Origin of the sequence: Novosphingobium sp. KN65.2, from assembly GCF_001368935.1 — a bacterium.
Lineage (GTDB): Bacteria > Pseudomonadota > Alphaproteobacteria > Sphingomonadales > Sphingomonadaceae > Novosphingobium > Novosphingobium mathurense.
This window is the reverse complement of record NZ_CCBH010000222.1, coordinates 1-26,033: the sequence shown is the minus strand read 5'-3', so window position 1 is coordinate 26,033 and position 26,033 is coordinate 1. Positions and strand designations below refer to the sequence as shown.

At 60.1% G+C, this 26,033-nt stretch carries 19 protein-coding genes, 1 tRNA gene and 2 pseudogenes; 10 read left to right on the top strand and 12 right to left on the bottom strand.

Going from position 1 to position 26,033, the window contains the following annotated elements; genetic code table 11:
• Positions 1-10: 10 nt before the first annotated feature.
• Positions 11-937, bottom strand: a complete 927-nt coding sequence (locus SPHV1_RS23495; RefSeq protein WP_231634839.1) for a septal ring lytic transglycosylase RlpA family protein — start codon at positions 935-937, stop codon at positions 11-13.
• The gene (locus SPHV1_RS23490; RefSeq protein ID WP_054948421.1) at positions 927-1,970 is read right to left on the bottom strand and encodes a lytic transglycosylase domain-containing protein; all 1,044 of its coding nucleotides are present in this window, start codon (positions 1,968-1,970) and stop codon (positions 927-929) included. The genes SPHV1_RS23495 and SPHV1_RS23490 overlap by 11 nt, the downstream gene beginning before the upstream one ends.
• Before the next feature lie 141 nt (positions 1,971-2,111).
• On the opposite strand from SPHV1_RS23490, the gene SPHV1_RS23485 reads away from it, so the two are divergent.
• Positions 2,112-2,201: transfer RNA gene (locus SPHV1_RS23485), tRNA-Ser, on the top strand.
• Between the two features lie 538 nt (positions 2,202-2,739).
• Here SPHV1_RS23485 and SPHV1_RS26175 read toward each other — a convergent pair.
• Positions 2,740-3,714: pseudogene (locus SPHV1_RS26175) on the bottom strand (recombinase family protein); the annotation flags it as partial.
• 561 nt (positions 3,715-4,275) lie between these two features.
• Positions 4,276-4,653 (bottom strand): hypothetical protein, encoded by a 378-nt coding sequence (locus SPHV1_RS23470; RefSeq protein ID WP_054948418.1) that lies wholly within the window; start codon positions 4,651-4,653, stop codon positions 4,276-4,278.
• Between the two features lie 134 nt (positions 4,654-4,787).
• Here SPHV1_RS23470 and SPHV1_RS23465 point away from each other — a divergent pair, with 134 nt between their 5' ends.
• Positions 4,788-5,303: a hypothetical protein gene (locus SPHV1_RS23465; protein WP_156367445.1), complete on the top strand. Its 516-nt coding sequence runs from the start codon at positions 4,788-4,790 to the stop codon at positions 5,301-5,303.
• 21 nt (positions 5,304-5,324) lie between these two features.
• Here SPHV1_RS23465 and SPHV1_RS23460 read toward each other — a convergent pair whose 3' ends face one another.
• The 3 genes from SPHV1_RS23460 to SPHV1_RS23450 form a co-directional block, all read right to left on the bottom strand.
• The gene (locus tag SPHV1_RS23460; RefSeq protein ID WP_054948416.1) at positions 5,325-5,579 is read right to left on the bottom strand and encodes a hypothetical protein; all 255 of its coding nucleotides are present in this window, start codon (positions 5,577-5,579) and stop codon (positions 5,325-5,327) included.
• 68 nt (positions 5,580-5,647) lie between these two features.
• Complete coding sequence (locus SPHV1_RS23455) at positions 5,648-6,067, bottom strand: hypothetical protein (RefSeq protein WP_054948415.1); 420 nt, start codon at positions 6,065-6,067, stop codon at positions 5,648-5,650.
• 16 nt (positions 6,068-6,083) lie between these two features.
• Complete coding sequence (locus SPHV1_RS23450) at positions 6,084-7,961, bottom strand: type IV secretory system conjugative DNA transfer family protein (protein ID WP_054948414.1); 1,878 nt, start codon at positions 7,959-7,961, stop codon at positions 6,084-6,086.
• Positions 7,962-8,496: 535 nt separating this feature from the next.
• Here SPHV1_RS23450 and SPHV1_RS23445 point away from each other — a divergent pair.
• The 7 genes from SPHV1_RS23445 to SPHV1_RS23415 all read left to right on the top strand — a co-directional run bounded on the left by SPHV1_RS23445 (position 8,497) and on the right by SPHV1_RS23415 (position 19,044).
• The gene (locus SPHV1_RS23445; protein ID WP_156367444.1) at positions 8,497-8,973 is read left to right on the top strand and encodes a hypothetical protein; all 477 of its coding nucleotides are present in this window, start codon (positions 8,497-8,499) and stop codon (positions 8,971-8,973) included.
• A 190-nt stretch (positions 8,974-9,163) separates the two neighbouring features.
• Entirely contained in the window at positions 9,164-11,959 is a 2,796-nt protein-coding gene (locus tag SPHV1_RS23440) for a DNA methyltransferase (protein WP_054948412.1), read from the top strand.
• Complete coding sequence (locus tag SPHV1_RS23435) at positions 11,956-14,019, top strand: DEAD/DEAH box helicase (protein WP_054948411.1); 2,064 nt, start codon at positions 11,956-11,958, stop codon at positions 14,017-14,019. The genes SPHV1_RS23440 and SPHV1_RS23435 overlap by 4 nt, the downstream gene beginning before the upstream one ends.
• Complete coding sequence (locus SPHV1_RS23430) at positions 14,012-15,211, top strand: GIY-YIG nuclease family protein (RefSeq protein ID WP_054948410.1); 1,200 nt, start codon at positions 14,012-14,014, stop codon at positions 15,209-15,211. Before SPHV1_RS23435 ends, SPHV1_RS23430 begins: the two co-directional genes overlap by 8 nt.
• Positions 15,211-16,536, top strand: coding sequence for an SIR2 family anti-phage-associated protein (locus tag SPHV1_RS23425; protein ID WP_054948409.1), 1,326 nt, complete (start codon positions 15,211-15,213; stop codon positions 16,534-16,536). The genes SPHV1_RS23430 and SPHV1_RS23425 overlap by 1 nt, the downstream gene beginning before the upstream one ends.
• Positions 16,533-18,260: an anti-phage-associated helicase HerA gene (gene herA / locus SPHV1_RS24685; RefSeq protein WP_082431141.1), complete on the top strand. Its 1,728-nt coding sequence runs from the start codon at positions 16,533-16,535 to the stop codon at positions 18,258-18,260. The genes SPHV1_RS23425 and herA overlap by 4 nt, the downstream gene beginning before the upstream one ends.
• A gap of 265 nt (positions 18,261-18,525) precedes the next feature.
• Positions 18,526-19,044 (top strand): antirestriction protein ArdA, encoded by a 519-nt coding sequence (locus SPHV1_RS23415; RefSeq protein ID WP_054948407.1) that lies wholly within the window; start codon positions 18,526-18,528, stop codon positions 19,042-19,044.
• Positions 19,045-19,064: 20 nt separating this feature from the next.
• Here SPHV1_RS23415 and SPHV1_RS25225 read toward each other — a convergent pair whose 3' ends face one another.
• The 3 genes from SPHV1_RS25225 to SPHV1_RS23405 all read right to left on the bottom strand — a co-directional run bounded on the left by SPHV1_RS25225 (position 19,065) and on the right by SPHV1_RS23405 (position 21,212).
• Positions 19,065-19,235, bottom strand: coding sequence for a hypothetical protein (locus SPHV1_RS25225; RefSeq protein ID WP_156367442.1), 171 nt, complete (start codon positions 19,233-19,235; stop codon positions 19,065-19,067).
• A gap of 262 nt (positions 19,236-19,497) precedes the next feature.
• Complete coding sequence (locus SPHV1_RS23410; RefSeq protein WP_054948406.1) at positions 19,498-20,850, bottom strand: relaxase/mobilization nuclease domain-containing protein; 1,353 nt, start codon at positions 20,848-20,850, stop codon at positions 19,498-19,500.
• A complete protein-coding gene (locus tag SPHV1_RS23405) occupies positions 20,850-21,212 on the bottom strand; it encodes a plasmid mobilization relaxosome protein MobC (RefSeq protein WP_054948405.1) in 363 nt (120 codons plus the stop codon). The genes SPHV1_RS23410 and SPHV1_RS23405 overlap by 1 nt, the downstream gene beginning before the upstream one ends.
• Before the next feature lie 354 nt (positions 21,213-21,566).
• Here SPHV1_RS23405 and SPHV1_RS23400 point away from each other — a divergent pair, with 354 nt between their 5' ends.
• Complete coding sequence (locus SPHV1_RS23400; protein WP_054948404.1) at positions 21,567-24,947, top strand: PAS domain-containing hybrid sensor histidine kinase/response regulator; 3,381 nt, start codon at positions 21,567-21,569, stop codon at positions 24,945-24,947.
• Here SPHV1_RS23400 and SPHV1_RS23395 read toward each other — a convergent pair.
• Positions 24,909-25,544 carry a LuxR family transcriptional regulator gene (locus SPHV1_RS23395; protein ID WP_054948403.1) on the bottom strand — a complete coding sequence of 212 codons (636 nt, stop codon included), beginning with the start codon at positions 25,542-25,544 and terminating at the stop codon, positions 24,909-24,911. The two genes, SPHV1_RS23400 and SPHV1_RS23395, sit on opposite strands and share 39 nt — an antisense overlap.
• Positions 25,545-25,566: 22 nt before the next feature.
• Positions 25,567-26,033 (bottom strand): annotated as a pseudogene (locus SPHV1_RS23390) (acetyl-coenzyme A synthetase); the annotation flags it as partial.

The window sequence follows — 26,033 nt, the reverse complement described above, 5'->3', positions numbered from 1 at the left end:
GACTCGCCGTTCAGTCCGCGCGCTGGATTCGTGCGTCGCTATAGCCTGCCGCCCGGGCCTTCTCCAGCGCCGCGGCAGCTTGTGCACGGTTTGCGAAGGGCCCCATGCGCACGCACGAAAACCCGCCGCAGTCTGCAACGAAGCCGTTGAGCTTGCGAGCCACCGTCGTCGCGCTCGCCGAGATCGAAAACGCGGCGACCTGCACCACATGATGTCCCTTGGCGACTGGTGCCGCCTTGGGTTCGGCGTTCACTTCCGGCGCGGGTTTGACTGGTGAGGTTGCCTTGAGCGGTTGGGCCGGGGTCGGCAAAGCTGGCGATGGGCGGCTGTCCATTTGCGTAGTCTGCGACCCGGTACCAGTGGGCATCGCAGACTGCGTGAGCAGCGGTGATTGATCGGCAAGCTTGCGGCGAAGCACCTTTAGCAACGCTTCGGGGGTTGCCATCCGCTCCGGCGCGGGTTCGTGCCGACGCAGCAGCGCCCGGTCGGTTTCCGGCGGATTCGTGCGGCGCAAACGGACGGCGCCGCGTTGACCTGGCGTCATCCCCAGTGCGGCTGCGGCATCGCGCGACAATTCCATCAGGGTATCGTTGACCATCGGCCCGCGACGCTCGACGCGCACGAGGATCGTCTTGCCGGTATCGAGCGAAGTGACTTCCGCATAGCTGGGAAGCGGCAGCGTCTTGTGCGCGGCAGTGACGCCGACGGCGCCGTCGGCGTCACTGCCGGCATAGCCCACCGCGTCGTAATTCATCTGGTCCGTCGGGGTCCAGGTGGTGTCGCCAATGGTGAACGGATCGCCCACCACAACCGGATAGTCGGCGGCGGGGCCATTCACGGGTGCCACTGACACCGGCATTGGCCTGTCGCTGCCACCGGTCGAGCAACCGGCAAGCAGCATCAGCGCCGCGAACGGCAGGGCATGGTTAACGGGCAATCTCATCTGCAAGCAACCCCACGGACAATGCGTAGTAGTTCGAGCAGTTGTACTGGAGGATGACCCGATAATTCCCGGTTAACAGATAAGCGGGCGATCCCGGGCCATCGGGCTGGAAAAGCGATGCCAGGACATCGTTGCCTATCGGCGACAGCGGGGCGATGCCCAATGCGCGCCACTCCGAGACGGACTTCCATTGCGAATGGCGCTCATGCACCCGTTCGCAAGTCGGTGCGGCAAGCTTGCTGGCGTAGGCGTCGACGTTGACGCCAATGGGAATCGAAGCGCGCACGCCCCAGGGCTGCCCTCGCCTCCAGCCCGCATCACGGAAATAATTGGCAATCGAGGCAATCGTGTCGGCCGGACTGGAGAAGATGTCGCGATCGCCGTCGCCATCGCCGTCGACCGCGAGTCGCAGGTATACGCTCGGCAGGAACTGCGGATAACCGAAAGCGCCCGCCCAGCTGCCTTTCAGCTTGTAGCTGGGCACGCCCTGGTCGATCATCTTGAGCAATGCGACCAGCTCGCCCTCGAACAGGTCACGCCTGCGCCCTTCCCACGCCAGTGTCGCCAGCGAACGCGCAAGGTCGAAATCCCCGACATAGCTGCCGTAATTGGTCTCGTGGCCCCAGATGGCGAACAGCACCGGAGCCGGCACGCCATAACGTGCCTCGATCGCCGGCAGGATACCGGAGAGCTGTGCATAGCGCGAGCGACCGCGCGAGATGATGCTCGAACCCACATGCCGCGCAATATAGGGGGCCATCGGCGGCGGGCTCGACTGGCGACCGGGCTGCGCCGTATCCAATTCGATGACCCGCTGGTTGGGTGTAAGCCCGCTAAGCGTACGCGAGATCGTCGCCTCACTGACGCCCTCGCGCCGGGCATGAGCGGCAACCGTCTGAAGGTAGGCCGAAAAACTTTCACCCTGCGGCTGTGCGTGAAGCGCCGTCGGCGTCGAGACCGGCAAGGCGACGAGCGCACCTGCAAGACATTTGAACAGGAACGATTTTGGAAGCGATGCGCGTTTCATCTTCCTGAAACTCGCACAAACAGAGCCGGTTGCAAATGCCGTCCGTCACGATCCGGTGGACAGTAACCGCAAGCCAAATTCAATTCGGCGACATGCAAGGTCTTGCAAGCCCCGGACATTGCTCTATGCGCGTTTGCCGACGGACAGGTGGCCGAGTGGTTTAAGGCAGCGGTCTTGAAAACCGCCGTGGGTGCAAGCTCACCGTGGGTTCGAATCCCACCCTGTCCGCCATCACACTTTCCCGGTCGGAAAGTCCGCCTAACATCCTGAACGGTAAGGATATTTCGGGGGTTCGAACACCCTCATTCCAGTCATACTGGACATGAGAAGCCAAAGTGAGTTTGAGGACTATTCTCTTGTCCTCGAAGGTTCCCTTCTCCCAAAGATTCCAAGGGTTTGACAAAAACTCCAAAGCGGTTCGAAAAGTTTCGTCATAGCCCCTGATTGCCGTGCCGCATTTGGCGGTTTTTTCGGCAAGAACCAGCTTTTCACGCTCCAGTTCATCAACCTTGCGCTCATACACGCCGATTACAGTTGCGCTGTCCGATTCAACGATGCGGTCGAGCAGTTGCGCGATCTTCTTTTCGATTGAAGCGACTTCCAGCCGCATCGCGGCTTTGGTTTCCTTCGCCTTGCCTTCGGCTTCATCCCACCGCTTGCGGAACAGCTTGGACATGAGCGCCACCAGTTCCGGGCTTGGGGTCAGATTCCGCAGCACATCTTCAAACGCGCCCTCGATCTTGGCGCGGGCGACCGACTTGCCGAATTTGTCGCAGCCGCGATGACGGCAGACGTAATACGGATAAGTGGTGTTGCGCCCCTTGGTCCAGTTGGCCGTCATGGGGTGGCCGCAATCGCCGCAGGTGGCGAAGCCACGCAGCGGGAAGTCCGCGTGAATGTCGGCGCGGCTTGCAGCCAGAGGCTTGCCCGCAAGCCGCTCCTGCACCCGCTGGAAGGTTTCCAGCGATATGACGCCCTCATGCTGGCCTTTGCGCAGGGACACATCCCATTCTTCGCTTTCGACATGGCCCGCATAGACGGGGTTGGTCAGAATGCGTTTGACCTGCTGATTGGTAACGAAGCCATGACGGCAGACCGGGAATTGCGGATGGGATTCGAGGAAGCGCTTCACCTCCGCCTGTGAGGCAAAGCGCCCGCTGGCATAGCCTTCCAGCCCTTCGCCGATGATCGAGGCCACGGGTTCGTCGCGCACAAGGATGCTGCCACCCTCCGCGCACCGCTGATAGCAATAGCCAAGTGGCGCATGAAACACCCAATAACCGCCGAGCATTCGCGCCCGCATCCGGTTTTTGGCCTGTTCGCCGTTCTTCTGGCGCTGGTGCTGCGACACGCTGGCCAACAGGTGTTCGATCAGAATGCTGTCGGAATCCTCACCAAACTCAATGGACGGGGATTCCAGCGACGCGCCCGCCCGGAAGATGGATTCCTTGAGATCGAAGTGATTGCGAACGTCCCGCGCCATGCGGCTTATGTCGTCGATGATGACGACAAGGCCCAGCTTGCGGCCCTTGCGGATGAACGCCAGCATATCGTCAAAGCCGGGGCGCTGCGCCAGCTTGCCGGAAACGTCATCGGTGAACACGGCGATGACTTCATGCCCGCGATGCTGCGCATATTCGCGGCAACGGGTTTCCTGCGAGGTCAGGCCGTTGCCTTCCGTCGCCTGTTTCTTGGTGCTGACGCGGCAGTAGATGACTGCCTTCTGATCTTTTTTCCGGGTCATGGCCGTGGCCTGTTCTTTGAGGTTCCGGGAATCACAGCGCCCCCGTTTCCGGGGGCGGCGGTTCCGCGCTCGTGTGATGAGCCAACAATACCATGGGATCGGCCCGCAGCGAAGGCATAGTTTGCGCGGGCCGATAGAGAAAGTTGCGTAGAATCAAGGCCAAATGCCTGATCCACCCAAGACGTAACTATGGAATCTATCAGGCGAATAAGCTCGTCCTGCCGATCAACAGGAATATCAAGACCCGCAATTTCCTTGCGCAGTTCCTGCAATTCTTCTGGCGACAAAGCTTTCATTGAACCCGCCTCTGCCGCTTGCGGCAGAACTCCAAAGAGCCGAGAGAGAGTCCAATTTACAAATGCCCCAATCACCATCCGGGGGTTTAAGAACCCCGGCGAAATAAATTTCAAATATCTGTTGAGCATCCCCCGACACTCTTTCCGTTTTCGATACGGACAAAATCAATCAAATATAATTCAATTCTAGCATGTATAATTTTATTAATGCAAATTACTCGCAACAACGGGCGCTGCCAGAATTTATTGGCAGCGCCCGCTTTGCTTAATCGGCATTGGTCGGATCGATGGGCTTGCCCGTGATCCTGAATGCCGCGTCGTAGAGTTGCAGACGGAGCAACAAGGACTGACGCGGACCACGGCGGGGCGGATTGGCAACGCGCTGACGCTGCGCCGACACCCACTGGAAACTTCCATCCTCGCCATGCGCATCGTCAATGATGTCGGCATGGATGAGGATTTCCCGTCCCTCGCAGTCGAGGACGGTTCCGCCGTCCTCAACCCAGCCAAAGATTGTATCAGCCAGCCAGTCCGGCATTGCCCGCCGCGATACGTCGAGCGCCGTCATGGCCTTGGCCAGAGCGAACAGATAATCCCGCGTCAGTAAGACTTCACGCGGGGCAACTTGGATTTCCTTTCGCATTGGGATGCCTCCGGTAAGGAGGCGGCCGCCGGTTATGCGCTTTCAAAGTCGACCTTGAATTTCTCCCACATTGACCGAACATTTAGGATTGGAGGCTGTCTGGAGCCTTTTGGAATCTGTCTGGAGTAACCACCGTGCGGGATGCAGATTTCTATGCTCTTGTGACCACGTTGGATCAGGTGGCAGCCCGCAGCGGCAGCAAGCAATGCCATGCCGATCTGGTGGAACAAGTCAGGACGCACTTCCCCGACCCTGTGGCCGGACGTTACCGGGCGATGGCCGAAGATTTGCTGGCGATGCAGGAGGAAGGCACGCCGCTGTATCGGATCAGCCCCCGCTATGAGGACAACGACTTCAATTCAAAATTCGGGGAGGCCCGCAGAGGCAATGACAAACGCTTCCGGGCGCTGCTGCTGAAATGGCTTTGGGTGAGCCACTTCAACGAAGCCTTCGCCTATCTCGACCGCTGGGGTGTCGCCATCCCGGCGCGGATGAACAAAACGATTTGCCACTTGCCGCGCATGATTGCCGAAATGATCGAAGTCCCCGGCCTTCGGGAGCTTTCGTTTCTGGCGATGCGGGACGAATTGCTGCGCAACCCGGAACGCTATCCCTTGTCGCCGGATCGCGTGGAGGCAATCCGGCAATAGCGAACGCCAACCGTCCGGCCTTCATTCCGGCTCTTTCAGCGCCTCATAGGCGCGGTCGAGAATCGCGCGGAGTTTCACGCGGCGCAGGTCGTCATCCTGCACTTTGCCGACCGTTTCAAACGTGGCCTCGATAATTGCGTCGCATAATTCCGCATCCTGCTCCGGCTTGGGCCAGAGGGACCGGGCAAAGCGGATAATGTTGATCGCCGCTCGGGGCGGAAAATTCCTCTTTCTTCCCTTCCGCGATCCAGTCGGAATTCGTGGAATTCTGGGCATTCATAATCATACCATAAGCGCAATACTAACGCGTAATAACACCCTTGTTGCAGAGCGGCATTGCCCGCCTAAAACGGCACATCGTCCGCATCCGGACGATCATCCGCAGGCCGATCCGGTTCCGCCAGTAGCGGAAGCAGCAGAGGATGATTGCCGAGGCACAAATCATGCAGGTGGCAGTGCATTTGGTCCTCGACTTGCGCCCGGAGCCAGCGAAGCGCCTGCCTTCGCAGATACCTTTCGTTGAGATCGAGAACGGAAACGGAAGGAGGCCCGGCTCGTCCCTGCCTCCGCCCCCGTTCGACCAGTTGCATCCACGCCATCAGCGGAAGCCACGCAGCCGACATTTTCAAATGGATCGTGACTGTCGGGCCGCCCGTCGTGCCGTGTTCGTCCCAATCGGCCCACAGCATTTCATGGACGCGATCCGTTATGGCCTTCACGTCGGCGGCAAGAGCCGCGGCGCTTCGTTCGCCTGTTCCCGTCATATCATGCACTCCATTGCTATTCCGGGTGATCCGGGTCCGGCAGGTACTGGCTCTTGGGAAATGCCTTGTCGTACATGACCCGTTTCAGAAGCAGCGGCGGCTTTCCGGCCCGCAATATGATTTGCTTGCCCCAGTCACGGTCGGTTTCTTCCTGAATTTCCCCGGCGGTCCGCAGCGCCGTCATGACACTGACGACCTGCCCGCGTTCTTTTCGGTCAACCGGGCGTTCGCCCATGTTGCTGGCGATAAAGGCCGCTGTTTCATGCCCGCCGACCGAGAACACCTGCACCGCGCCAGTCGCATCGAGGAAGGTTTGCGCGTCCTTCCCATACAGATGGATCAGTTGCCCGATATTCTGGATGATCGGCCAGAGGATGACGCCATAGGACCGGATGACATTGATGCCGACCCTCACGGATTCCAATGGCCCCATCGCGGGAAATTCATCCATCAGGAACAGGACACGATGCATTGGCTTCCCCTGTTCACGGGTCATCGCGGCAAGTCCGAGCGTGACGAACAGCCGCAGGAACCGTTTGTGGTTTTCCAGTTCCTCCGGCGGGATCACGACATAGACCGTCATGGGCTTGCGCTTCAGGTCGCGCAGATCGAACCCGTCGCCCGTCAGAACAGACCGCATCGGCACACTGTCCAGCCATCGCGTATGGCGCATGGCGGTCGAGACAATGCTGCCCCGTTCCCGGTCGCCAGCAGCCATAAGCTGGGCCGCCGACCGTGCCGCAATTCCGCCAGCACCGGGATTGCGGGCCATTCGTCCTACAACAGACAGATCGATGACTTCACGATTTTCCGCATCGGGGAGGAATTCCCGGCTGGTGAGAAGATCGCGAACATGGCCCAGATTCCGCTTTTCCTCCGGCTCCTGCGTGATGACATGAGCGATCAGTCCAGAGATCAAGGCGTGGGCCGACTGGTCCCAATGCTCTGAACCCGGTTCCGCAACAACGAGGGCATCGGCAATCGCCCAAACATCCTCGGTGATACGTTCGCTGGACGGATCGAGCAGCGCCAGCGGATTGAATGCCCCGCTTTCGATGCCCTGCTTCGCCAGAACGCTGAAGGGATCGAAGACATGGACTTCCTGCCCCATGCCTTGTTCAACCCGCCCACCACCATTGCCACGACGAGCGGCGGTGACGGCGGCATTGGTTCCTTTGGGATCGAGAACCAGCGCGGAACCCGGCCACAGCACAAGATTTGGGATGATGGCCGAGCGTCCCTTACCACCACCTGTCGAAGCGATGGTCAGAAGGTGACGGTCATCTTTCAGCCCTATGGTCCATTCTTTCCCGTATGCCGACCGACCCAGCAGGATCGAGCCGGGTTTGTGCAGGCTTTCCCATTCGTCGGTGATCCCGGCAAATGTTGCTGAACCGCCCCTGCCGAACTGATAGACGCGCCAGAGTCGCCGAAACGGGGCGGTCAATTTACCGAGAAAACGGTAATGCCATTGTCGCTTGCCCTTCCGGTCAAAGACTAACCAGATGAGCGGAAAGACCAGAAGCCAGATCGCTATGGCCACCCAATCTGGCACTGCACCATTGGGCATGGGGACGAAGGCCACAGCGAGCAAAGCGAGGACAAAAAGGCAGCCAAGCACTTCCAGCCCTTCGACTAACAACCTGACAACCATTCCGGTCACGGGGCGCAGGGCTGTCCGCAATCCGTCACCGTTGCCACCCGCAGCCAGTTTGCCGCGCAGACCAAACAGGCATTGCGCAAAGACAACGCCGCCGAAGAAAGCCAGAAAGCGACTGGCCCAAAGCGAGAGTTGCCAGTCCCCGCCCGTCCAGTCATGAAGGTGAAGGGCAAGAGCCTCGCCGCCAAACCATGCGACGAGGAGTCCGGCGCAAAAAAGAAAAACAGATCGCATCGTACCAGTCCCGAAAGAGCGGGCCTGTTCCCGCGATCCATGGGATAGGGCGATGTCCGTTCATGGCTGGGGGGATAAGCCCTGCCAATCCGTCCTTACGTTGCACGCAAGATGTGCGTGGTAATACCACGCCGATCTTGGCAAGGGGCACCCGCTGCGCGTTCCCCGTTGCATCCCTTCCGGCCATCCGGCGCTCACAAACTCCCCCGTTCCCACCCAGCAGACGCAACCAGGCTGGCGCTTGGTTCGCATCGCTTTGGGTCAGGGGGAATGTTCGCGCCGGGGCAACGTCTGGCCGTTGCATCACCAGTCAGGGGAGCGTTCCTGCTCCTCCCGACACCCTCCATGACCAAGGGCGTGCCTGCCCCATGGACCCAGCCTCTCCTGAGGGGCCAACCCTGCGCGGATTGGATGCCGTCAGAGCTTTCGCGCCCTGAACCACGACGAAGGGGAGCCTTCGCGCTCCCCTCGACCCCATCGACCAAGGGGCTTTCAGCGCCCCTCTGGACACCCTCGACCAGCGCCGCCGGGATAGATGAAAATCCTTGAATTCCCCTATCCCCGTCCGACATTTCAGGTGCGGACGTTTTTGAAACCAGCGTTCGCGGCTCAGGATAAAAAGATGGAAACCGAACGCCGTTTTGTCGAAACGCTGTTGTCCGAAGTCCGGTCACGCTGGGCCGACGGGGACGGCGGCTACTTGGACGCAACAATTCGCGAAGGCGCAGATTTTGCCGCCTATGTGTGGTCGCGGCTGGCGCTGGCGGATGCCCCCCGCGACACGCAAACATGGCGGCGGTCCCGCGAAGGAAATCGGGATGATGCTGCGTTCGTGGTGGAAATGGGCGCAGAGTATCTTCTGGAAGTTGCCGATTTGGGCGAGCCTGAAAAGGCCATGGCGCAAAAATTGGTGGCATTCTCCGCGTGGGCCAGAGCCTTCGAGGATGGCTACATGGCCGGGGTGCAGGACACCATAATGGAGGAAATGGGCCTAAGCCCTCGCTCCGCCTGACGCCATGACCAAAGGGGCTTTCACCGCCGCTTTGGACACCTGCCGCATGGGGCCGCCCCCTGTGGATAGCTGCTCCCCCTCCTGACCTTTCGGATGACATCCGGGGGCGGTCGCTCTAGTAATTTACTAGGGGCAACCAGCGATTCAGAAGGAGCCTCCCGCATTTGACGTAACAGGACCGTAAGATCATATGAACGCAGTCGAAATCGAAGAAGCCGTGACCGCTCTGGCGGCTGCCCCATTCGACCGCGATGAATTCCCTTTCGCGTTCCTTCGCGCATTCGGGAACAAGGAAACTACCCTCAAAAAATTGCGCTCCGGGGCGTCCAACAAGTCCGACCTTGGCGGCGTCCTGCAAACCAGCAACATCCACATCGCTGTCGCTGCCCCCGGCGACGTTTCCGCCACGCTCGCTGCGCTGCGGGAAAGTCCGGCCACGACGCGGGCCAAGGCCAAATTCATTCTGGCCACGGACGGCGAAGCCTTCGAGGCCGAAGATTTGGCCAGCGGCAGCGGCGAAACGGTCGCCTGCGCCTTTGCCGATTTTCCGGACCATTTCGGGTTTTTCCTGCCCCTTGCCGGGATCACCACCGTCAAGCAGGTGCGGGATAGTTCGTTCGACATTCGGGCCACCAGCCGCCTGAACAAGCTCTATGTCGAGTTGCTGAAAGACAACCCCGATTGGGGAACCGCCGAGCGCCGCCCGGACATGAACCATTTCATGGCCCGGCTGATTTTCTGCTTCTTCGCCGAAGATACCGACATCTTCAATGGCAGCGGCCTGTTCACCGCCACCATCGACCAGATGAGCGAGCGGGACTCATCCAACACCCATACCGTGATTGGTGAGATTTTCCGCGCCATGAACACGGCGATCAGCAACCGTGCTAGTGCGGGCCTGCCCCGTTGGGCAGACGGATTCCCCTACGTCAATGGCGGCCTGTTTTCCGGCAGTCTGGACGTGCCGCGTTTCAGCAAGATTGCGCGGACCTACCTGCTCCATATCGGCAGCCTCGACTGGCGGAAGATCAACCCGGACATTTTCGGATCAATGATTCAGGCCGTCGCCGACGATGACGAACGCGGGGCCTTGGGGATGCACTACACATCCGTCCCCAACATCCTGAAAGTGCTCAACCCACTCTTTCTGGATGATTTGCGCGAACATCTGGCGGAGGCGGGCGACAATCCCCGAAAACTCCTGAACCTCCGCAACCGCATGGCCCGCATTCGGGTTTTTGATCCGGCTTGCGGCAGCGGCAATTTCCTTGTCATCGCCTACAAGGAAATGCGGGCCATCGAAGCCATCATCAACGAACGGCGCGGCGAGGATGGCCTGAAATCGGAAATTCCACTGACCAACTTCCGGGGCATCGAACTTCGGGACTTCCCCGCCGAGATCGCCCGCCTCGCCCTCATCATCGCCGAATATCAATGCGACGTCCTTTATCGCGGGCAGCAACTCGCCCTGAACGAATTTCTGCCCCTCAATGCACAGAACTGGATTACCTGTGGCAACGCTCTGCGGCTGGATTGGCTTTCCATCTGCCCGCCGACCGGGACCGGGGTAAAACTAGTCGGCGACGATCTTTTTAACACGCCACTGGATCAAGCCCAGATCGACTTCGAGAACGAAGGCGGTGAAACCTACATCTGCGGCAACCCGCCTTACCTTGGCTCGACATGGCAGGACGATGAGCAGAAGTCTGACCTGCAAGCCATTTTCGGTCATCGCACAAAAAGCTGGAAGTCGCTCGACTACGTTGCTGGCTGGTTTATGAAGGCCGCCGACTACGGCACCAAAACAAGTGCGGCAGCGGCATTTGTGTCCACTAATTCGATCTGTCAGGGCCAGCAGGTTCCGATCCTCTGGCCGCTAGTGTTTGCCACTGGCCACGAAATTGCCTTCGCCCATACCTCATTCAAGTGGGCAAACCTTGCCAGCCATAAGGCGGGCGTCACCGTCGTTATAGTTGGCATTTCTAATCACGCACGAAAGTTACGTCAGCTTTTCTCGTCAGCCGAGAATGACGCCTCTATCGTCAAGGAGGCTGAGAATATTAATGCATATCTTGTTTCTGGCCCCAACATCGAAGTCAGTCAGGCGAGATCTACTATTTCGGATATTTCTCCTATGGTTAGGGGCAATATGCCCTACGATGGAGGACACCTGTTACTGACATCGGACGATGTCGACACACTTAATCTTAATGAGGATCAATATCATCGTTTCATCAGAAAGAACTACGGCGGTGCCGAGTTCATTCGCGGGGTTGAGCGATATTGTCTTTGGATTGAAGATGCCAATCTCGATGAAGCCATGCACATTCCGGGCATAAAAACCCGAATTGAAGCTGTGCGTCAAATGCGTCTGGCGAGTCCCGATAAAGGCGCAAATGAAATGGCATCTCGCGCCCACCAGATGCGAGAAATGAACATTGGGCGCTCTCATACAATCGTGGCTGCTGCTATATCTTCTGAGAACCGACCGTATTTGCCCTGTGGTCTGATCAACAATCATACGACCGTCAACAATAAGAATTACGCGCTTTACGATGCTCCACTATGGAACCTCGCCCTCATCGCCTCACGTCTGCATTGGGTCTGGATTGGTACGGTTTGTGTTCGGCTAGAAATGCGCTTTTCTTACTCCAACACACTGGGCTGGAATACTTTTCCGGTGCCACCGCTGACTGAGAAGAACAAGGCAGACCTCACCCGTTGCGCCGAGGACATTTTGCTGGCGCGGGAAGCGCATTTCCCGGCGACCATCGCCGACCTTTACGAAGTCAAAGACGGCGAAAGCAAAATGCCCGCCAACTTGCGCGAGGCGCACGAGCGCAACGACGCGGTGCTGGAGCGCATCTATATTGGACGGCGATTCCGCAACGACACTGAGCGGCTGGAAAAGCTGTTTGAACTTTACACGAAGATGACCGCATCGGGCGGGGCGGCGAAGAAACGGAAAGCAGGGGCGACAGCGTGACCATCGAAAAGAAATCAGTTCCTTCCGTATCCGTTTCCTATGCTCGCAATGGCAGCACCAACAAGGCCAATGCCCTTGGTATGAGGCCGATGCAGGAACGCGCCTATGAGAAGCGCGGCGAGCAATATCTTCTCATCAAATCGCCCCCCGCGTCCGGGAAAAGCCGCGCCCTCATGTTCATCGCGCTGGACAAGCTGACAAACCAAGGCGTGAAGCAGGCCATCATCGTGGTGCCGGAAAAAAGCATTGGCTCCAGCTTCGCCGATGAACCGCTGACTAAGTTCGGTTTCTGGGCGGACTGGACCGTGACGCCCAAATGGAACCTGTGCAACGCGCCCGGCGAGGACGGCGGCAAGGTCAATTCCGTGGGCGCGTTCCTTGAAAGCGATGACACGGTGCTGGTCTGCACCCACGCGACATTCCGCTTCGCGGTGGACAGGTTCGGCGTGGAGGCGTTTGATAACCGCCTGATCGCGGTGGACGAGTTCCACCACGTTTCCGCCAACCCGGACAACAAGCTGGGCCTGCACCTTGGGCAATTCATCGCCCGCGACAAGGTGCATATCGTCGCCATGACGGGCAGCTATTTCCGGGGCGACGCGGAGGCCGTCCTTGCACCCGCCGACGAGGCCAATTTCGATACCGTCACCTACACCTACTACGAACAGCTAAACGGCTACGAGTATCTGAAATCGCTCGACATCGGCTATTTCTTCTATTCCGGCCCCTACTCCGACGACATTCTCGCGGTGCTGGACCCGACCGAGAAAACCATCGTCCACATCCCCAGCGTCAACTCCCGCGAAAGCACCAAGGACAAGATTCGGGAGGTGGAACACATCATCGAAGAATTGGGCGAGTGGCAGGGCGTTGACCCCGCCACGGGATTCCAGTTGGTCAAGGCAGCCGATGGCCGCATCCTGCGCATCGCCGACCTTGTGGACGATGACCCGGCCAAGCGGGATCGTGTTTCTGCCGCGTTGAAAGACCCGGCGCAGAAGAACAGCCGCGATCATGTGGACATCATCATCGCGCTGGGCATGGCGAAGGAAGGCTTCGACTGGATTTGGTGCGAACACGCGCTGACCGTTGGCTATCGGTCCAGCCTAACCGAGATTGTGCAGATCATTGGCCGCGCCACCCGCGACGCGCCGGGCAAAACCCGCGCCCGGTTCACCAACCTGATTGCGGAACCGGACGCCGCCGAAGCCGCCGTGACGGAGGCCGTCAACGACACGTTGAAGGCCATCGCCGCCAGCTTGCTCATGGAACAGGTGCTTGCGCCCCGCTTCGAGTTCAAACCGAAAAATCCTGCGACCAGCACAGCAGCGCCCGGCTTCGACTATGGCGAAGGCGGTTATCAGCCTGACAAATGCAATGTCGGATTCAACGAAGAACGCGGTGTTTTCCAGATCGAGATCAAGGGTCTGACCGAACCCAAGTCGCCCGAAGCCGCCCGCATTTGCCGCGAGGATTTGAACGAGGTGATTGCCACCTTTGTACAGGACAAGCCGAGCATCGAGCGCGGCCTGTTCGATGAGGAACTGGTTCCCGAAGAATTGACCCAGCTTCGCTTGGGCAAGATCATCAAGGACAAATACCCCGAACTGGATGAGGAGGACCAAGAGGCGGTGCGCCAACACGCCATCGCAGCCCTCAATCTCACCCAGCAAGCCAAGAAGATCGCCCTTGGCGACGATGGCTCCGGCGACGAGCCGAGCGCCAACACCGCGCTGATCGACGGCGTTCGCAAATTCGCAATGGATGTGCGCGAACTCGACATTGACCTGATTGACCGGGTTAATCCGTTTCAGGAAGCCTATGCCATCCTCGCCAAGACCATGAGCGAGGAAAGCCTGAAACAAGTCGCCGCCGCCATTTCTGCCCGCCGGACCAACCTCACGCCGGAGGAAGCCAAGCAGCTTGCCGTCCGGGCCGTTCAATTCAAAAAAGAACGTGGGCGGCTCCCGTCCATCAGTTCGACCGACGCATGGGAAAAGCGTATGGCCGAAGGGGCCGCCGCTTTTGTGCGCTTCAAGGATGAGGGCCGCTATGAGTGACCTTGACCTTGACGACCTGCGGGACGAACTGGCGGACTTCGCCCAACCCGAGAAGAAAATCGGGCGCAGCCCACGCGATGAACGAGTCATCGCCGGGTTTGAAGAAATCCAGCGCTTCACCGATGAACATGGCCGCGCCCCGCAACATGGCGAGGACCGTGACATTTTCGAACGGCTATATGCCGTTCGGCTGGACCGCCTTCGCGCGTCGGCAGATTGCCGTTCACTTCTCGCGCCGCTTGACCGTCAGGGCCTTTTGACCGGGGCGGAAGACGCCGCGCCCGCGCCCACCGAAGAATTGGACACTGACGCGCTCATGGCCGAACTCGCCGGGGCCGCTGGCGATGTCGGGATCACCGACCTTCGCCATGTCCGCTCTGCCGCTGAAAAACGCGCCGCCGAAGAAATCGCCAACCGCGAGAAGTGTGAGGACTACGAAGAATTTAAGCCGATTATCGAGAACGCCAAGGCGGAACTCAAGCAGGGCATTCGTTCAACCCGCGTGATCGACAACAGCGAGAACAGCCTGACGGAAATTCGACCGGGGGCCTTTTTCATCGTGGGCGGCCAATTTGCATACGTCGCCAGTGAAAGCGAAGCCTTCACCACGGAATATCAGCGAACGGATCGACGGGTCCGGGTCATTTACGACAATGCCACCGAGGCCACCGTCCTTGCCCGGTCATTCCAGAAATCCCTTTACCGCGACACGACCGCACGGCGGGTTTCCGATCCGTCAGCGGGACCGCTTTTCGCGGGCGAGAATGACGAAGGCGATTTGGCCAGCGGCACAATCTATGTCCTGCGCAGCAAATCCGATCACCCGCTTGTCGCTGCCAACCGCGATGTCTTGCACAAGATCGGCGTGACTGGCGGCGACGTGGGGCGGCGCGTCGCTAATGCGAAGCTGGACCCCACCTTCCTCATGGCGGACGTTGAGATCGTCGCCACCTACACGCTCTACAACATCAACCGCGTGAAGCTCGAAAACCTGATCCACCGCATCTTCGCGCCCGCGCAACTGGACATCGAAATCAAGGATCGTTTCGGGAACCCAGTTGTGCCGCGTGAATGGTTCCTCGTGCCGCGCTTCGTCGTGGACGACGCCGTGGAACGGATCAAGGACGGAACGATCACGGGCTATACCTACGACCCGTCAGCGGCGCGACTGGTGCGAACGGGGGAACTATAATGACATTCTTTGCCATCCGGGGGAGCCGTCAGCTAACCTCCGAAGAATTCTTGGCGCACCTTGCCCTTGCGATCCGGCTGGAAAATGTTGGTGTCTTGCTTGGTGCCGGAGCTTCCAAAGGCGTCGGCGGCATGGTCATGAGCGATGTATGGACTCTCCTAGAGAATGAATACGCCGATCAAGTTCAATTTCTTCGGGACAAGAAGTTCCTTGCGGATGGGGAACAGGGCAATGTTGAACTGTTGCTCGACAGGTTGGAAATTGCCTGTCTGGACGGCGAACGGGTTGGCGCTGATCTTACCGGACTCAAGGCAGCGCGGCACGCATTGCGAAAGGCAGTCCTGCGGGCAGCCATTCTTGACGAACAGCTATGGTCGGAGCCAGATCAGGCGATTTTGAATCCCAAGCTATCGAGCCACATAAGGCTGGTTTCGCGTTTAGCCGGGAATCGTCAGCCCGGTCAGGCAGCGCCTTGGGCATTTACGACCAATTACGATCTTGCGTTGGAATGGTCGGCAGAGGCGCTTGGCCTTCATTGCGTCAATGGCTTCTCAGGAACGCACGACAGGGCCTTTCGCCCAAGCAGCTTCGACCTTGGGCTTCGTAACGTGCAGGCCCGTGGCGAGGCGCGTTTCGGTACATACAACCTCTATCTCGGAAAACTTCACGGCTCGATTTCATGGACGGCTAACAAATCAGGGGGTGTATGCGAATTGCCCAGCACCACGGTAAAGCCGCTCGTGGATCGTTTTATTGCGTCGGATCAGCCCGACGATTGGCCGGGGTTTATGATCTTTCCCGGCGCATCGAAATTCGTTCAGACGACCGCGTTCGTTTATGGCGAGGTCATTCGCCGCTTCACTGAATTTCTTTCACGTCCCAACGCTTGCCTGATCGTCAATGGCTACGGATTTACGGACGACCACATCAACCGCCTTGTCGTTTCGGCGCTACAAAACCCCACCCTACAACTCATCATCTATCTTCCAGAGATTGATCGGCTTGGCATCTACGACTCGCTGGCAGCGACCGGCGACGCGATCAAGCCGAACGAGCAGTTAAAGCGGCTACTTCTGGCTCAGCTTCCGCAGGTCACGGTGCGCGGATTTGGGGCGGGAGGCTTTTTTGACGCCTTGGCGAATGACTTGCCTGAACCCGCTATGCTGGATGAGGTGTCAGAACGCGCCCGACAACTCGAAACACTACTCAAACAAGCTACGAATATTCAGGTGGCGAAGAAGTCCGCCGATGCGGAAGATGCTGTTGGCGACGTTGACGATGTTGACCCCGCGCCGGATAACGATTTTGAGGACTTGCTTAAATGAGTTCCCGTCGCCCGATTGGATATGTGGTCGAGATCGACGGGCCTCAACTGCTGATCAACCTGCTTGAAGATTCCCGGGGTCACGTTGCCGGACATCGGGATGGACTTTCGACGGTCGAACAACCGGGCGATTTGGTAGGTATCGACGCCGGGGCCGAGACAATCATCCTACGGATTATGTCGGTTGCCTTTGCTGAGCCGCGCGAAGTCCATGCTGGGCGCGGACGCCCCTCAAACATACCACAAGAGCCGCTTCGCCAGCTTCGTGGCCGGGTTGTCGGTTTCCTAGCCAAGCGTGATGGCACGCTGATCTTTTCACCGCAAGAATGGCGCCTGCCTGTTCTGGGAGCAAGCGTCTATCCACTTTCTGACATTGAAACTGTTGCGACAATTGGCGCGAATGGTGTTCCTGACGAGCAAATCAAGTTAGGCGCGGATGCTCGCAATCGGGCCGTGGAGGTCAGTGCGAACATCGACCAAGTGCTTGGCCGCCACATGGCCATTCTTGGTTCGACGGGACAGGGCAAGACTCACTTCGTCGCCGCTGTGCTGCAACAACTTATTCGCTTGCCTAGATCAAGGATCGTAGTGTTTGACGTGAATGGCGAATATACGCCTGCATTTGCGGATCTTGGAAATCGTGTGAAGATCACGCAGCTAGGTGGTCCTCACGGCGGCCTTCGGATTCCATATTACGCGCTTGGTCGGCACGGCTTGTCCCGGCTTCTGATACCAAGCGAGAAGGCGCAGATGCCTGCTCTGAGATTTGCCATTGAGCATCTTCGCTTCGTTGAAGGTGACGCGCAGGGAACAAAATTGGTCGGCGGACAGGGCAATGTCCTTTTCGATGACTGCCATACAGGAAATGCCGCGCACGCCAATCAGGCGATGTCTGCGCTTAGGGCAGGAACTGCTCCTGCCGCCAACGCTTGGCCTCATATGCGCGCCCTATCGTGCCTCGCTACCGAATGGTATGTTCTTAAGCCCAACAACCAAGGCTGGACCCGCGACACGTTTCAATACGGTCACGTCCAGTCGATGATTAATCGCATACGAGGATTAATCGAAGACCCGCAATTTACATCCATTGTTGAGATTGCGGGCGGCGCTGGACTAGCTAATCCTCTAAGTATGTCGGCTGAATGCGCAGCATTGGTCCGCGAGGTTTTTGGCCCGCCGGTATTCGGCCAAAATGACTGGTCAGTTCATATCGTTGACCTTAGCCGTTTGGCGCAAGACCTCATGCCATTTGTCCTTGGGTCGCTTCTCGAAATGTTCGCCGCCGAGATATTCAAGCGCGGTCCGGGCAACACCCATCCCACGATGCTGGCATTGGAGGAGGCGCACCACTATCTGCGCCAATTACCGGGCGAATCCGACGGCGGACAACAGGCGTTGGCCTATGAACGGCTTGCAAAAGAGGGGCGCAAGTTCGGCCTATCCCTGCTCATCAGCACCCAACGCCCATCCGAGGTGTCCCCAACCGTGCTTTCGCAATGCGGAACATGGGCCGTTTTTCGGCTCAACAATGAAGCCGACCAACGAGCGGTTGCTTCAGCGGCAGAAACGGCAGGCGTGAATGTGTCACGGCAACTTGCTGGACTTGGCAGAGGTGAGGCCATCATCTTTGGCGCGGCGCTGCCCGTTCCCACAAGGCTTTCCGTCAGTAGGCCGAATCCTGAACCTGATTCAAAAGACCCACCTTTCTTGCAAAAATGGTCATGATCCGGCGTTCCCTTCGGGCCGCGCCCTATCCGCTGACGCGCACCGAGCTTCCGCGCTGCGCTTGGCGATCTCGGCCATCCGGTGACGGTCGCTAACGCAAGACTTGGGGACAAGCCCCCCAGCGCATTTCAAGCAAAATAGACGGTTCCCGAGGCTCGCCGCAAGCGGCTGCGCCCGCCGTCGATTTGGCTTTCCATTTGCACCCCCCGTTCTCGCCGAAGGGCAACGGGTTGCATGAGCAACCCATACCCCAAGGAAAAGTAAGATGGAGAACAAGTCAGAAATCAGAATCTATGTCGCCTGTCTGGCAGCCTACAACAGCGGAATCCTGCACGGCGCATGGATCGACGCGGATCAGGAACCGGGTGCGATCTATGACGAGATTGCCGGGATGCTCCGGGCCTCACCAATCCCGGACGCGGAAGAATGGGCCATCCATGACTATGAAGGTTTTGAAGGTGTCCGCATCGCCGAATATGCCGGGATCGACGGCGTGGCAGAAACGGCGGCTTTCATTGCTGAGCACGGCAAGCTGGGCGCGGAACTGATCGGCTATTTCGGGGAACTGGACGAAGCCCGTGAAGTGATGGAAGACCGCTATTACGGCGTCTATTCCGACCTTGCCGATTATGTGCAGGAAATTACGGAGGAATGTCAGGCCATCCCCGAACACTTGCGCTATTACATCGACTGGAAGGCGATGGCACGGGACGCGGAACTAAACGGCGATGTGCTCACCATCCAGACCGCCCACGACGAAATCCACGTTTTTGCGGGGCATTGAAGCCGCAAAATGAAGGGGCGCTACGGACGCGGCCCGCGCTTGGCGCGTTCGGCTGCGATCATCGCCAGAAGCGATTGCGCCGCCGGGCGATCCGGGCTGGCCGGGGTGATACCCTTGGCCACTTCCTGAAACAGCGCGGCAAGCTGCGAGTCGGTTTTCTTGGCCAGATCGTCGCTGGTGATTTTGAACATGGTTTCCTCCGTTGTCTTCGCCGCCCACGTTGGGCCGCGTTGCAGCGGAGAAATCCGTTTTCGGGAATGAGGCGCACCCGCAGGGACGCAACACAGAGGAGAAGGCTGCGAAGCCTTGCGCCTGTCGCGTTCCCGCAAAACGGATAGGACGATAGCAATCTCAGCAGGTTCAACTTGGGCAGAGTGGCGGACGGAGGAATCCGGTCAAATCACGAAAGACAGATGGAATGAAAACGACGCGGCGTTGCCGCATCACGAATGGTCAACGGCCCATTCCCGGCTCGCGTGGACCGCGTGGCGCGGGACCGCTATCGCGTCCCGTAGGGCGCGAAGAACTCGGACGCTCGGCAGCTGGACGATCAGCCGCCGAACCAGCCGGACGTTCTTCCGGCTTTTGCCCGTCCCGCGCCATGTGGCGGTAACGGGCCGCGTCCCGGTAGAGGCCAAGCAGTTGGTCCGCATGACCGCTGCGCACCTGCACGATTTGCCGTTGCAGCGTCTGGCGTTCTTTCAGTTGCGCGGAAACGAGATCGTGGCGCTGCGCACGATCCCGTTGCAGCCCGAAGAAGGCTTCCATTTCATTTTGCTTTTGCGTGCGACCATGCCGCCCGGTCAGCCTGTCCCACAGGCCAGATACGCCTTTACGCAGGCGGTCTGACCGGCTCTTTCGTTCCGCGTCCTGCCGTTCGCGCTGCATCCGGTCGAGCCGCTGGCGTTCGCTGCGGTGCTGCGCCGCCATCGCCCGCTTCTTTTCGTTCAGCGGTTTCAGCGCATCGGACGCCATGCGTTTGGCGTCCGATATGTGCCGCGACACCAGCGGCATCACCGTTTCGCCGATATGCCGGATGGTATCCGGTACCGAGCGCAGTTCATCAGGCTGGCCCAGCTTCGCGGCAACTTCCCTGCCTTTCTTGCCGACCATGCGGGCGATGGAGAAGGTTTCGCCGTGCATCGACACGACGACATGGCCCCGCCGATCCCCTCTGGCGAGGAACAGACCCCGCGTTTCGAGGGTCTTAGCGAAGGCCGCGCCGTTATTCGTCGCGGCCCAGCATTCCTGAACCGTTTGCCGGACCTGTTTTACGTCGATCCCGGCCCGCTTCGCCTGTTGCCATTCGTCCAGCGTGAAATTGCGGGCATCGCGCAGTTTTGAATCCCGGAATCCTTCCGGCATCTTCCAGCCGTTTTCGATATAGAGTTCCTTGGAAATCTCGCGCAGCTTGGCCTTGAAGAACGGCAGCGGTCTTGCCGTCATGGTTTCCGCGTCGATGCGCGACCAGACGGCATGGGCGTGGCGACGCCCTTCCTTCTCGTGGAACACGATGATGCGCGGCTGGCCTTGCAGGCCCATGCGTTCCGCGATCCTGTCGCAGGCCTGTTCGAACACTTCCACCCGCACGGATTCATGGGCGGGCGGGTTGAGCGACACGGAAAACAGCGGCTGCCTGCACTTGGTCCCCTTGGACAAGGCATGGGCTTCCTTCATCGCCCCCATAAGATCGTCGGCGACAAAGCCGCTGATCTCATGGATTTCGACGTGTTCATTTTCTTCGGTTTTCAGGAGGTGGAGGCCCAGATTTTTGGCCCCGCCGCGCTGGGAGGCTTTCAAGATCATCAATCCGCCTCCAGATTGAGCGCCTCAATCAGCAGACGGCGGATTTCCCGGATTTCGGCGACGGCCTCCAGCAAGGCCGCTTCCGTATCCGGGGTGACGGGCAGACTGCCCGTGTTCGCCGACCGGGCAAGCTGGTTGAGGTTAGAGGACAGCCGCGACTGGCCCAGCTTCCCAAGGACTTGGGCCAGTGCCTGATGGTCTTTCACCGGGTTCTTGCCCCGGCGGCGCGGCGCAGCCTCGCCGTTAAAGACCTTTTCCAGAATATACGCCCCCAGCGGCATATCGCCCGCCTCCCGCTCAAGCCGGAGGCGTTGCTCGAAGGATAGCCGCAGGGAAAATGGCGAGGGGCGCTTTATCTCCATGGCGGCCCCCGTCAGGCCGTTTTGCGCCTCCGGGCGACAGCCGGACGACTATCGCGCGGGGCGCTGCCATCCTTCCGTTCATTGCTGTTAAGGGCTTTCCGGTTGCCGAGGCTGGAATGTTGCAGAATGGCGTTCCATTCCATTAACATCTCAGTAAGATGGTTCGAACTTGCTCCCTGCAAGCCCGCCAATTTCCTCCAAGACGGCAAGGCGCATGGCGCAAGTTGCACCTGACAAGGATGGATCGACCGGCTAGAACTTCGCAAGGGAGTTGGGTGCGGAGGTCCGGTTGGGTTGCGTGGCAAATGCTGAAGCCGGAATCGCTGATGCCTTGAGGGCACAGGGCCAACGCGCATGAGTCTGGCTTCATCGGCGTTTGCCGCCCTTGCCCTGATCCTTCTGCTGTTTGCAGTGGCCGCCATCGTCGAAGCCCGCGGAGACCTGTTTTCGCGCCGGCCCGCCTTGCGCCACCATGCCTATACACTGGCGCTTGGCGTCTATTGTTCGAGTTGGACATTCTATGGCGCCGTGGGCAGCGCGGTCCGTAGCGGGTGGGCCTATGTGCCGATCTACCTGGGTCCGGCGCTCCTCCTGCTTCTTGCTCCCGGGTTCCTGTCGCGCCTGTCGGCTGCGGTCAGGGAGGAGCGCGCGGCGACCGTGTCGGACTTCATCGCCGCGCGCTTTGGCCACGACGCCGGTGTGGCGCGGATGGTCACGCTCATCGCCCTGCTGGGAAGCATTCCCTACCTGGCGTTGCAACTGCGGTCGATCGGCAATGCCCTGACCATCGTGTCCGGCCGCGACATCATGGTGCCATCGATGGTCGCTGCCTCGGGCTTGCTCACCTTGTTCGCGCTGCTCTTCGGCACCCGCCGGTTCGAGCTGGCAGGCCGTAGCGAAGGGCTGCTCTACGCGATCGGGCTGGACTCGGTCATCAAGATCGTCGCGCTGTTCGCCGTAGCGGCTCTTGCACTGGTGCTGCTTTCCGGTGCGGAAGCCGCCCCGTTCGCAAAAGCCGTCGAGACGCTGGGAGAGCGCTTTGCACCAACCCACCTCACCTTCGAGATCGCACTGATCACGCTGGTTTCCACTTTCGCGATCATCGCCTTGCCCCGGCAATTCTACATGGGACTGGTGGAAGCGCGCGACGAGCGTGATCTCGTACGGGCGCGTTTCGGGCTGGCTGCCTACCTGCTGGGCATGGCCGTGCTGATCGTACCGATCGCATTGGCCGGGGCCGCGCTCCTGCCGCAGGACATCGACGCGGACCTCTATGTCCTGCAATTACCCGCTTCGGCGGGGTCGGAACTGATCCTGGCGGCAGCGCTGCTGGGAGGGATCGGCGCGGCCAGTTCGATGGCCATCGTCGATACGACTGCACTGGCGACCATGGTGTCGAACGATCTGTTCGCCGGCGCCGTGATCGGTTCGGGCAAGGACCGAAAGGCCGGAGCCATCGGTGCGCGAATGCTCGGGATGCGCCGCATCTCCGTTGCCGGGGTCATGCTCCTGGCATTGGCATTTGCCCTGCTGATTTCGCGCGGCCAGTCGCTGGCGTCGATGGGGCTGACCGCCTTTGCCGCCATGGCGTTGTTCTCACCGCACCTCATCATTGCAGCGCTGGGCAAGGGACGCGATCCCGTCGCCGCGCGGGCCAGTCTCGGTATCGGGCTTGCGCTTTGGGCTTACACCCTGGCCCTTCCCCCGATCTTGCCGGTGCCCTGGCTCGACGCCCTTGCCGGGAGCTTCATGGACCCGCATCGCCTCTTCGGCATCGGTCGGGCGAGCCCCTTTGTCCATGGCGTGGTCTGGAGCCTTGGCGTGGATCTTGCCGTTTATGCCCTTGTCGCCGCTCGCAAGATCCCGGCGCCGGACCTGCCCCGCATTTTCGCCACGCCGGGCCGTGTCTCCAACGTCGGCGAACTGACGCATTTCGTGGCCAGTTTCGTGGGCGAAGAGCGGGCGCAGCGCGAATTTTCCGAGTCCGATCCGCACGATCAGGTAACCCCGAAAAATGCCCGCAAGGCGCAGGATCTGATTGCCCGCGTGGTCGGGGCATCATCTGCGCGGGCACTGGTTGCATCGGCACTGGCCAGCGGGCGGATGGATCTGTCCGACGTCACCCGCCTGCTTGACGAAGGTGGCCAGTCGCTGCGTTTCTCGCGACAGTTGCTTGCTGCCACTTTCGAGAATGTCGATGCCGGCATCAGCGTGGTCGACGGCGAACTCAACCTGATTGCGTGGAATTCGGGCTACGAGGATATCTTCAACTATCCTGCGGGCATGGTCCGCGTCGGTGCGCCGATCGAAGAACTGATCCGACACAATGCGACGCGCGGCCATTTCGGAGAAGGGGATGTCGACGCAGTGGTCGAACGCAGGCTTGAGCCACTACGAGAAGGCCGCGCGCATAGCTTCGAACGCCGGAGCAGCGACGGCAGGGTGATCAAGACAGTGGGCGGTCCGATGCCGGGTGGGGGATACGTCATGTCCTTCACCGACGTCACCGAGGAAGCCCGCATCCGCGATGAACTGGAACAGACCCTTGAACAGCTAGAGGAACGGGTGGAGGCCCGCACGCGCGAGTTGAGCGAGGCCAACCGCCTGCTCGCCCGCGCCACCAGGGACAAGACCCGCTTCCTTGCCGCTGCCAGTCACGACCTGCTGCAACCGCTCCATGCTGCGCGTCTGTTCACAGCCGCTCTGGGCAGGTCGGTGCCCGACAAGGAAAAGCCGCTTGTGGGCCGTGTCGACGGCGCGATTGTCGCAGCCGAAGAACTGCTGCGCGCTTTGCTGGACATTTCCCGGCTCGATGCCGGTGGGGTCACGCCCGAGACCGAACCGGTTGCCCTTGGTCCATTCCTCGACGATTTGGTTGCGAGTTTTCAGCCTTCCGCCGAAGCCAAGGGTCTCTCGCTCAGGACAGGACCGCTTTTCGGCCATATCGAGACCGATCCCGGCCTGCTGCGCTCGGTCATGCAGAACTTCCTGTCCAACGCACTGCGCTATACCGAGCGCGGGGGCGTGCTCGTGGGCGTGCGCAAGCGCGGGGACATGCTGCGCATCGACGTAATCGACAGCGGCGTGGGCTTCGAGCCGGAGCAGTCGGAAGCGATTTTCCGCGAGTTCACCCGATTGGGCACAACGGAAGCCGAGGGACTGGGGCTGGGGCTCGCACTCGTCGAGCGCATCGTCAGGCTTCTGGGCGGGCGCATCGAAGTCGATGCGCGGCCCGGTCATGGCAGCCGCTTCAGCCTCATGCTGCCCGCACGTGAGGCGGACGATCAGCCAGCCCAAGCCCGGGTGGACCCCGCCCCTGCCCCGGCGCCCGGTCATGGACTGACGGTTCTGGTGGTCGACAACGACAGTCGAATTGTCGAGGCGACCGTCGAACTGGTCGAGAGTCTCGGACATCGCGCGATCGGTGTACGGGACACTGCCGGTGCGCTGGCCCATGTCGACGAGATCGACGCGGTTCTGGCCGACTACCGGCTGGACAATGGCGAGGACGGCCTGAGCCTGATCGTGCGGTTGCGTGCCTTGCGCAAGGGCCTTCCGGCCGCGATCTTTACTGCCGAAGTCGGGGGCTCGTTCCGGAGCAAGGCCGAAGCCTCGGGCGTACCGGTCCATGCCAAGCCCGTAGCACCTGAAGTGATAGAGGCCTTCCTCGCCCGTGCGGCGATCATGTCGGTGGGATCAGTGTTGCAGATGCAGTCCGAGAGAACGCGCCACTAGCGCGGCCTGCGTGCGATTGCTCACATCGAGTTTCTTCATGATCGCAGTCATGTGGGCCTTTACGGTCGCTTCGGTAATGCCGAGGCCATAGGCGATCTGCTTGTTGAGCTGCCCATCGAGCACCGCCAGCAGCACCTTGAGCTGCATGGGTGTAAGGTCCGCAACTTCATTGCGGATCGGCTCGAGTTCGCCGCCGGTCCGAGGCGCGTTGCCGCCTGCGGGCGCATGACCTCCCAGCGCCTTTGCCACGGCCTCTTCGATTTGGACGAGATCGCTGTCCTTGCGCAGGAAACCGATGGCTCCGAAGGCGCGGGCCTCTTCTGCTGCGGACTCCCCCTCGGCGCTCGACACGACGAGGATCGGTACCTTGGGCCTTTCGGCGTGTATCAGGGCGATTCCCGAAAACCCGATGGCACCTGGCATCTTGAGGTCGAGCAGAACCAGCGCGAGGTCGTCCAGTTCACAGGCCAGCCGCGAAGCTGCCGGGAGCGTCCCGGCTTCGACGATCCGTGCATCTGGGGCCACCTGCCCCACCGCCAGGGTCAATGCCTGGCGGAAGAGCGGGTGGTCGTCGGCGATGAGAACGCTGCGGCTCACGCCCCCTTGGCCCCCTGTTCCTTCAGGCAGTCGCCGGTTGCGGCCGGTTGGCGATCAGATTGTCGACCACCGAGGGGTCTGCCAGCGTCGAAGTATCGCCAAGGTTGGAGAAGTCGTTCTCGCCGATCTTGCGCAGGATGCGGCGCATGATCTTGCCCGAGCGGGTTTTGGGCAGGCCCGGCGCGAACTGGATCACGTCCGGCGTGGCGATCGGGCCAATTTCCTGACGGACCCACTGGACGAGTTCCTTGCGCAGGGCCTCGTCCGGCTCGACTTCGGAGTTGCAGGTGACGAAGGCGTAGATGCCCTGCCCCTTGATCTCGTGCGGCATGCCGACGACGGCCGCTTCGGCAACCTTGGCATGAGCGACAAGCGCGGACTCGATCTCGGCAGTGCCCATGCGATGGCCCGATACGTTGATGACGTCATCGATGCGGCCAGTGATCCAGTAATACCCGTCCTCGTCGCGGCGGGCGCCCGCCCCCCGGC

Bases quoted from the DNA above. Each gene is read 5' to 3' on its own strand.
- SPHV1_RS23440 (WP_054948412.1), top strand. From the start codon at position 9,164: ATGAACGCAGTCGAAATCGAAGAAGCCGTGACCGCTCTGGCGGCTGCC.
- SPHV1_RS25225 (WP_156367442.1), bottom strand. From the start codon at position 19,235: ATGTTCAAAATCACCAGCGACGATCTGGCCAAGAAAACCGACTCGCAG.
- SPHV1_RS23400 (WP_054948404.1), top strand. From the start codon at position 21,567: ATGAGTCTGGCTTCATCGGCGTTTGCCGCCCTTGCCCTGATCCTTCTG.
- SPHV1_RS23460 (WP_054948416.1), bottom strand. From the start codon at position 5,579: ATGCCCAGAATTCCACGAATTCCGACTGGATCGCGGAAGGGAAGAAAG.
- SPHV1_RS23415 (WP_054948407.1), top strand. From the start codon at position 18,526: ATGGAGAACAAGTCAGAAATCAGAATCTATGTCGCCTGTCTGGCAGCC.
- SPHV1_RS23450 (WP_054948414.1), bottom strand. From the start codon at position 7,961: ATGCGATCTGTTTTTCTTTTTTGCGCCGGACTCCTCGTCGCATGGTTT.
- SPHV1_RS23455 (WP_054948415.1), bottom strand. From the start codon at position 6,067: ATGACGGGAACAGGCGAACGAAGCGCCGCGGCTCTTGCCGCCGACGTG.
- herA (WP_082431141.1), top strand. From the start codon at position 16,533: ATGAGTTCCCGTCGCCCGATTGGATATGTGGTCGAGATCGACGGGCCT.
- SPHV1_RS23425 (WP_054948409.1), top strand. From the start codon at position 15,211: ATGACATTCTTTGCCATCCGGGGGAGCCGTCAGCTAACCTCCGAAGAA.
- SPHV1_RS23405 (WP_054948405.1), bottom strand. From the start codon at position 21,212: ATGGAGATAAAGCGCCCCTCGCCATTTTCCCTGCGGCTATCCTTCGAG.
- SPHV1_RS23410 (WP_054948406.1), bottom strand. From the start codon at position 20,850: ATGATCTTGAAAGCCTCCCAGCGCGGCGGGGCCAAAAATCTGGGCCTC.
- SPHV1_RS23445 (WP_156367444.1), top strand. From the start codon at position 8,497: ATGAAAATCCTTGAATTCCCCTATCCCCGTCCGACATTTCAGGTGCGG.
- SPHV1_RS23430 (WP_054948410.1), top strand. From the start codon at position 14,012: ATGAGTGACCTTGACCTTGACGACCTGCGGGACGAACTGGCGGACTTC.
- SPHV1_RS23470 (WP_054948418.1), bottom strand. From the start codon at position 4,653: ATGCGAAAGGAAATCCAAGTTGCCCCGCGTGAAGTCTTACTGACGCGG.
- SPHV1_RS23490 (WP_054948421.1), bottom strand. From the start codon at position 1,970: ATGAAACGCGCATCGCTTCCAAAATCGTTCCTGTTCAAATGTCTTGCA.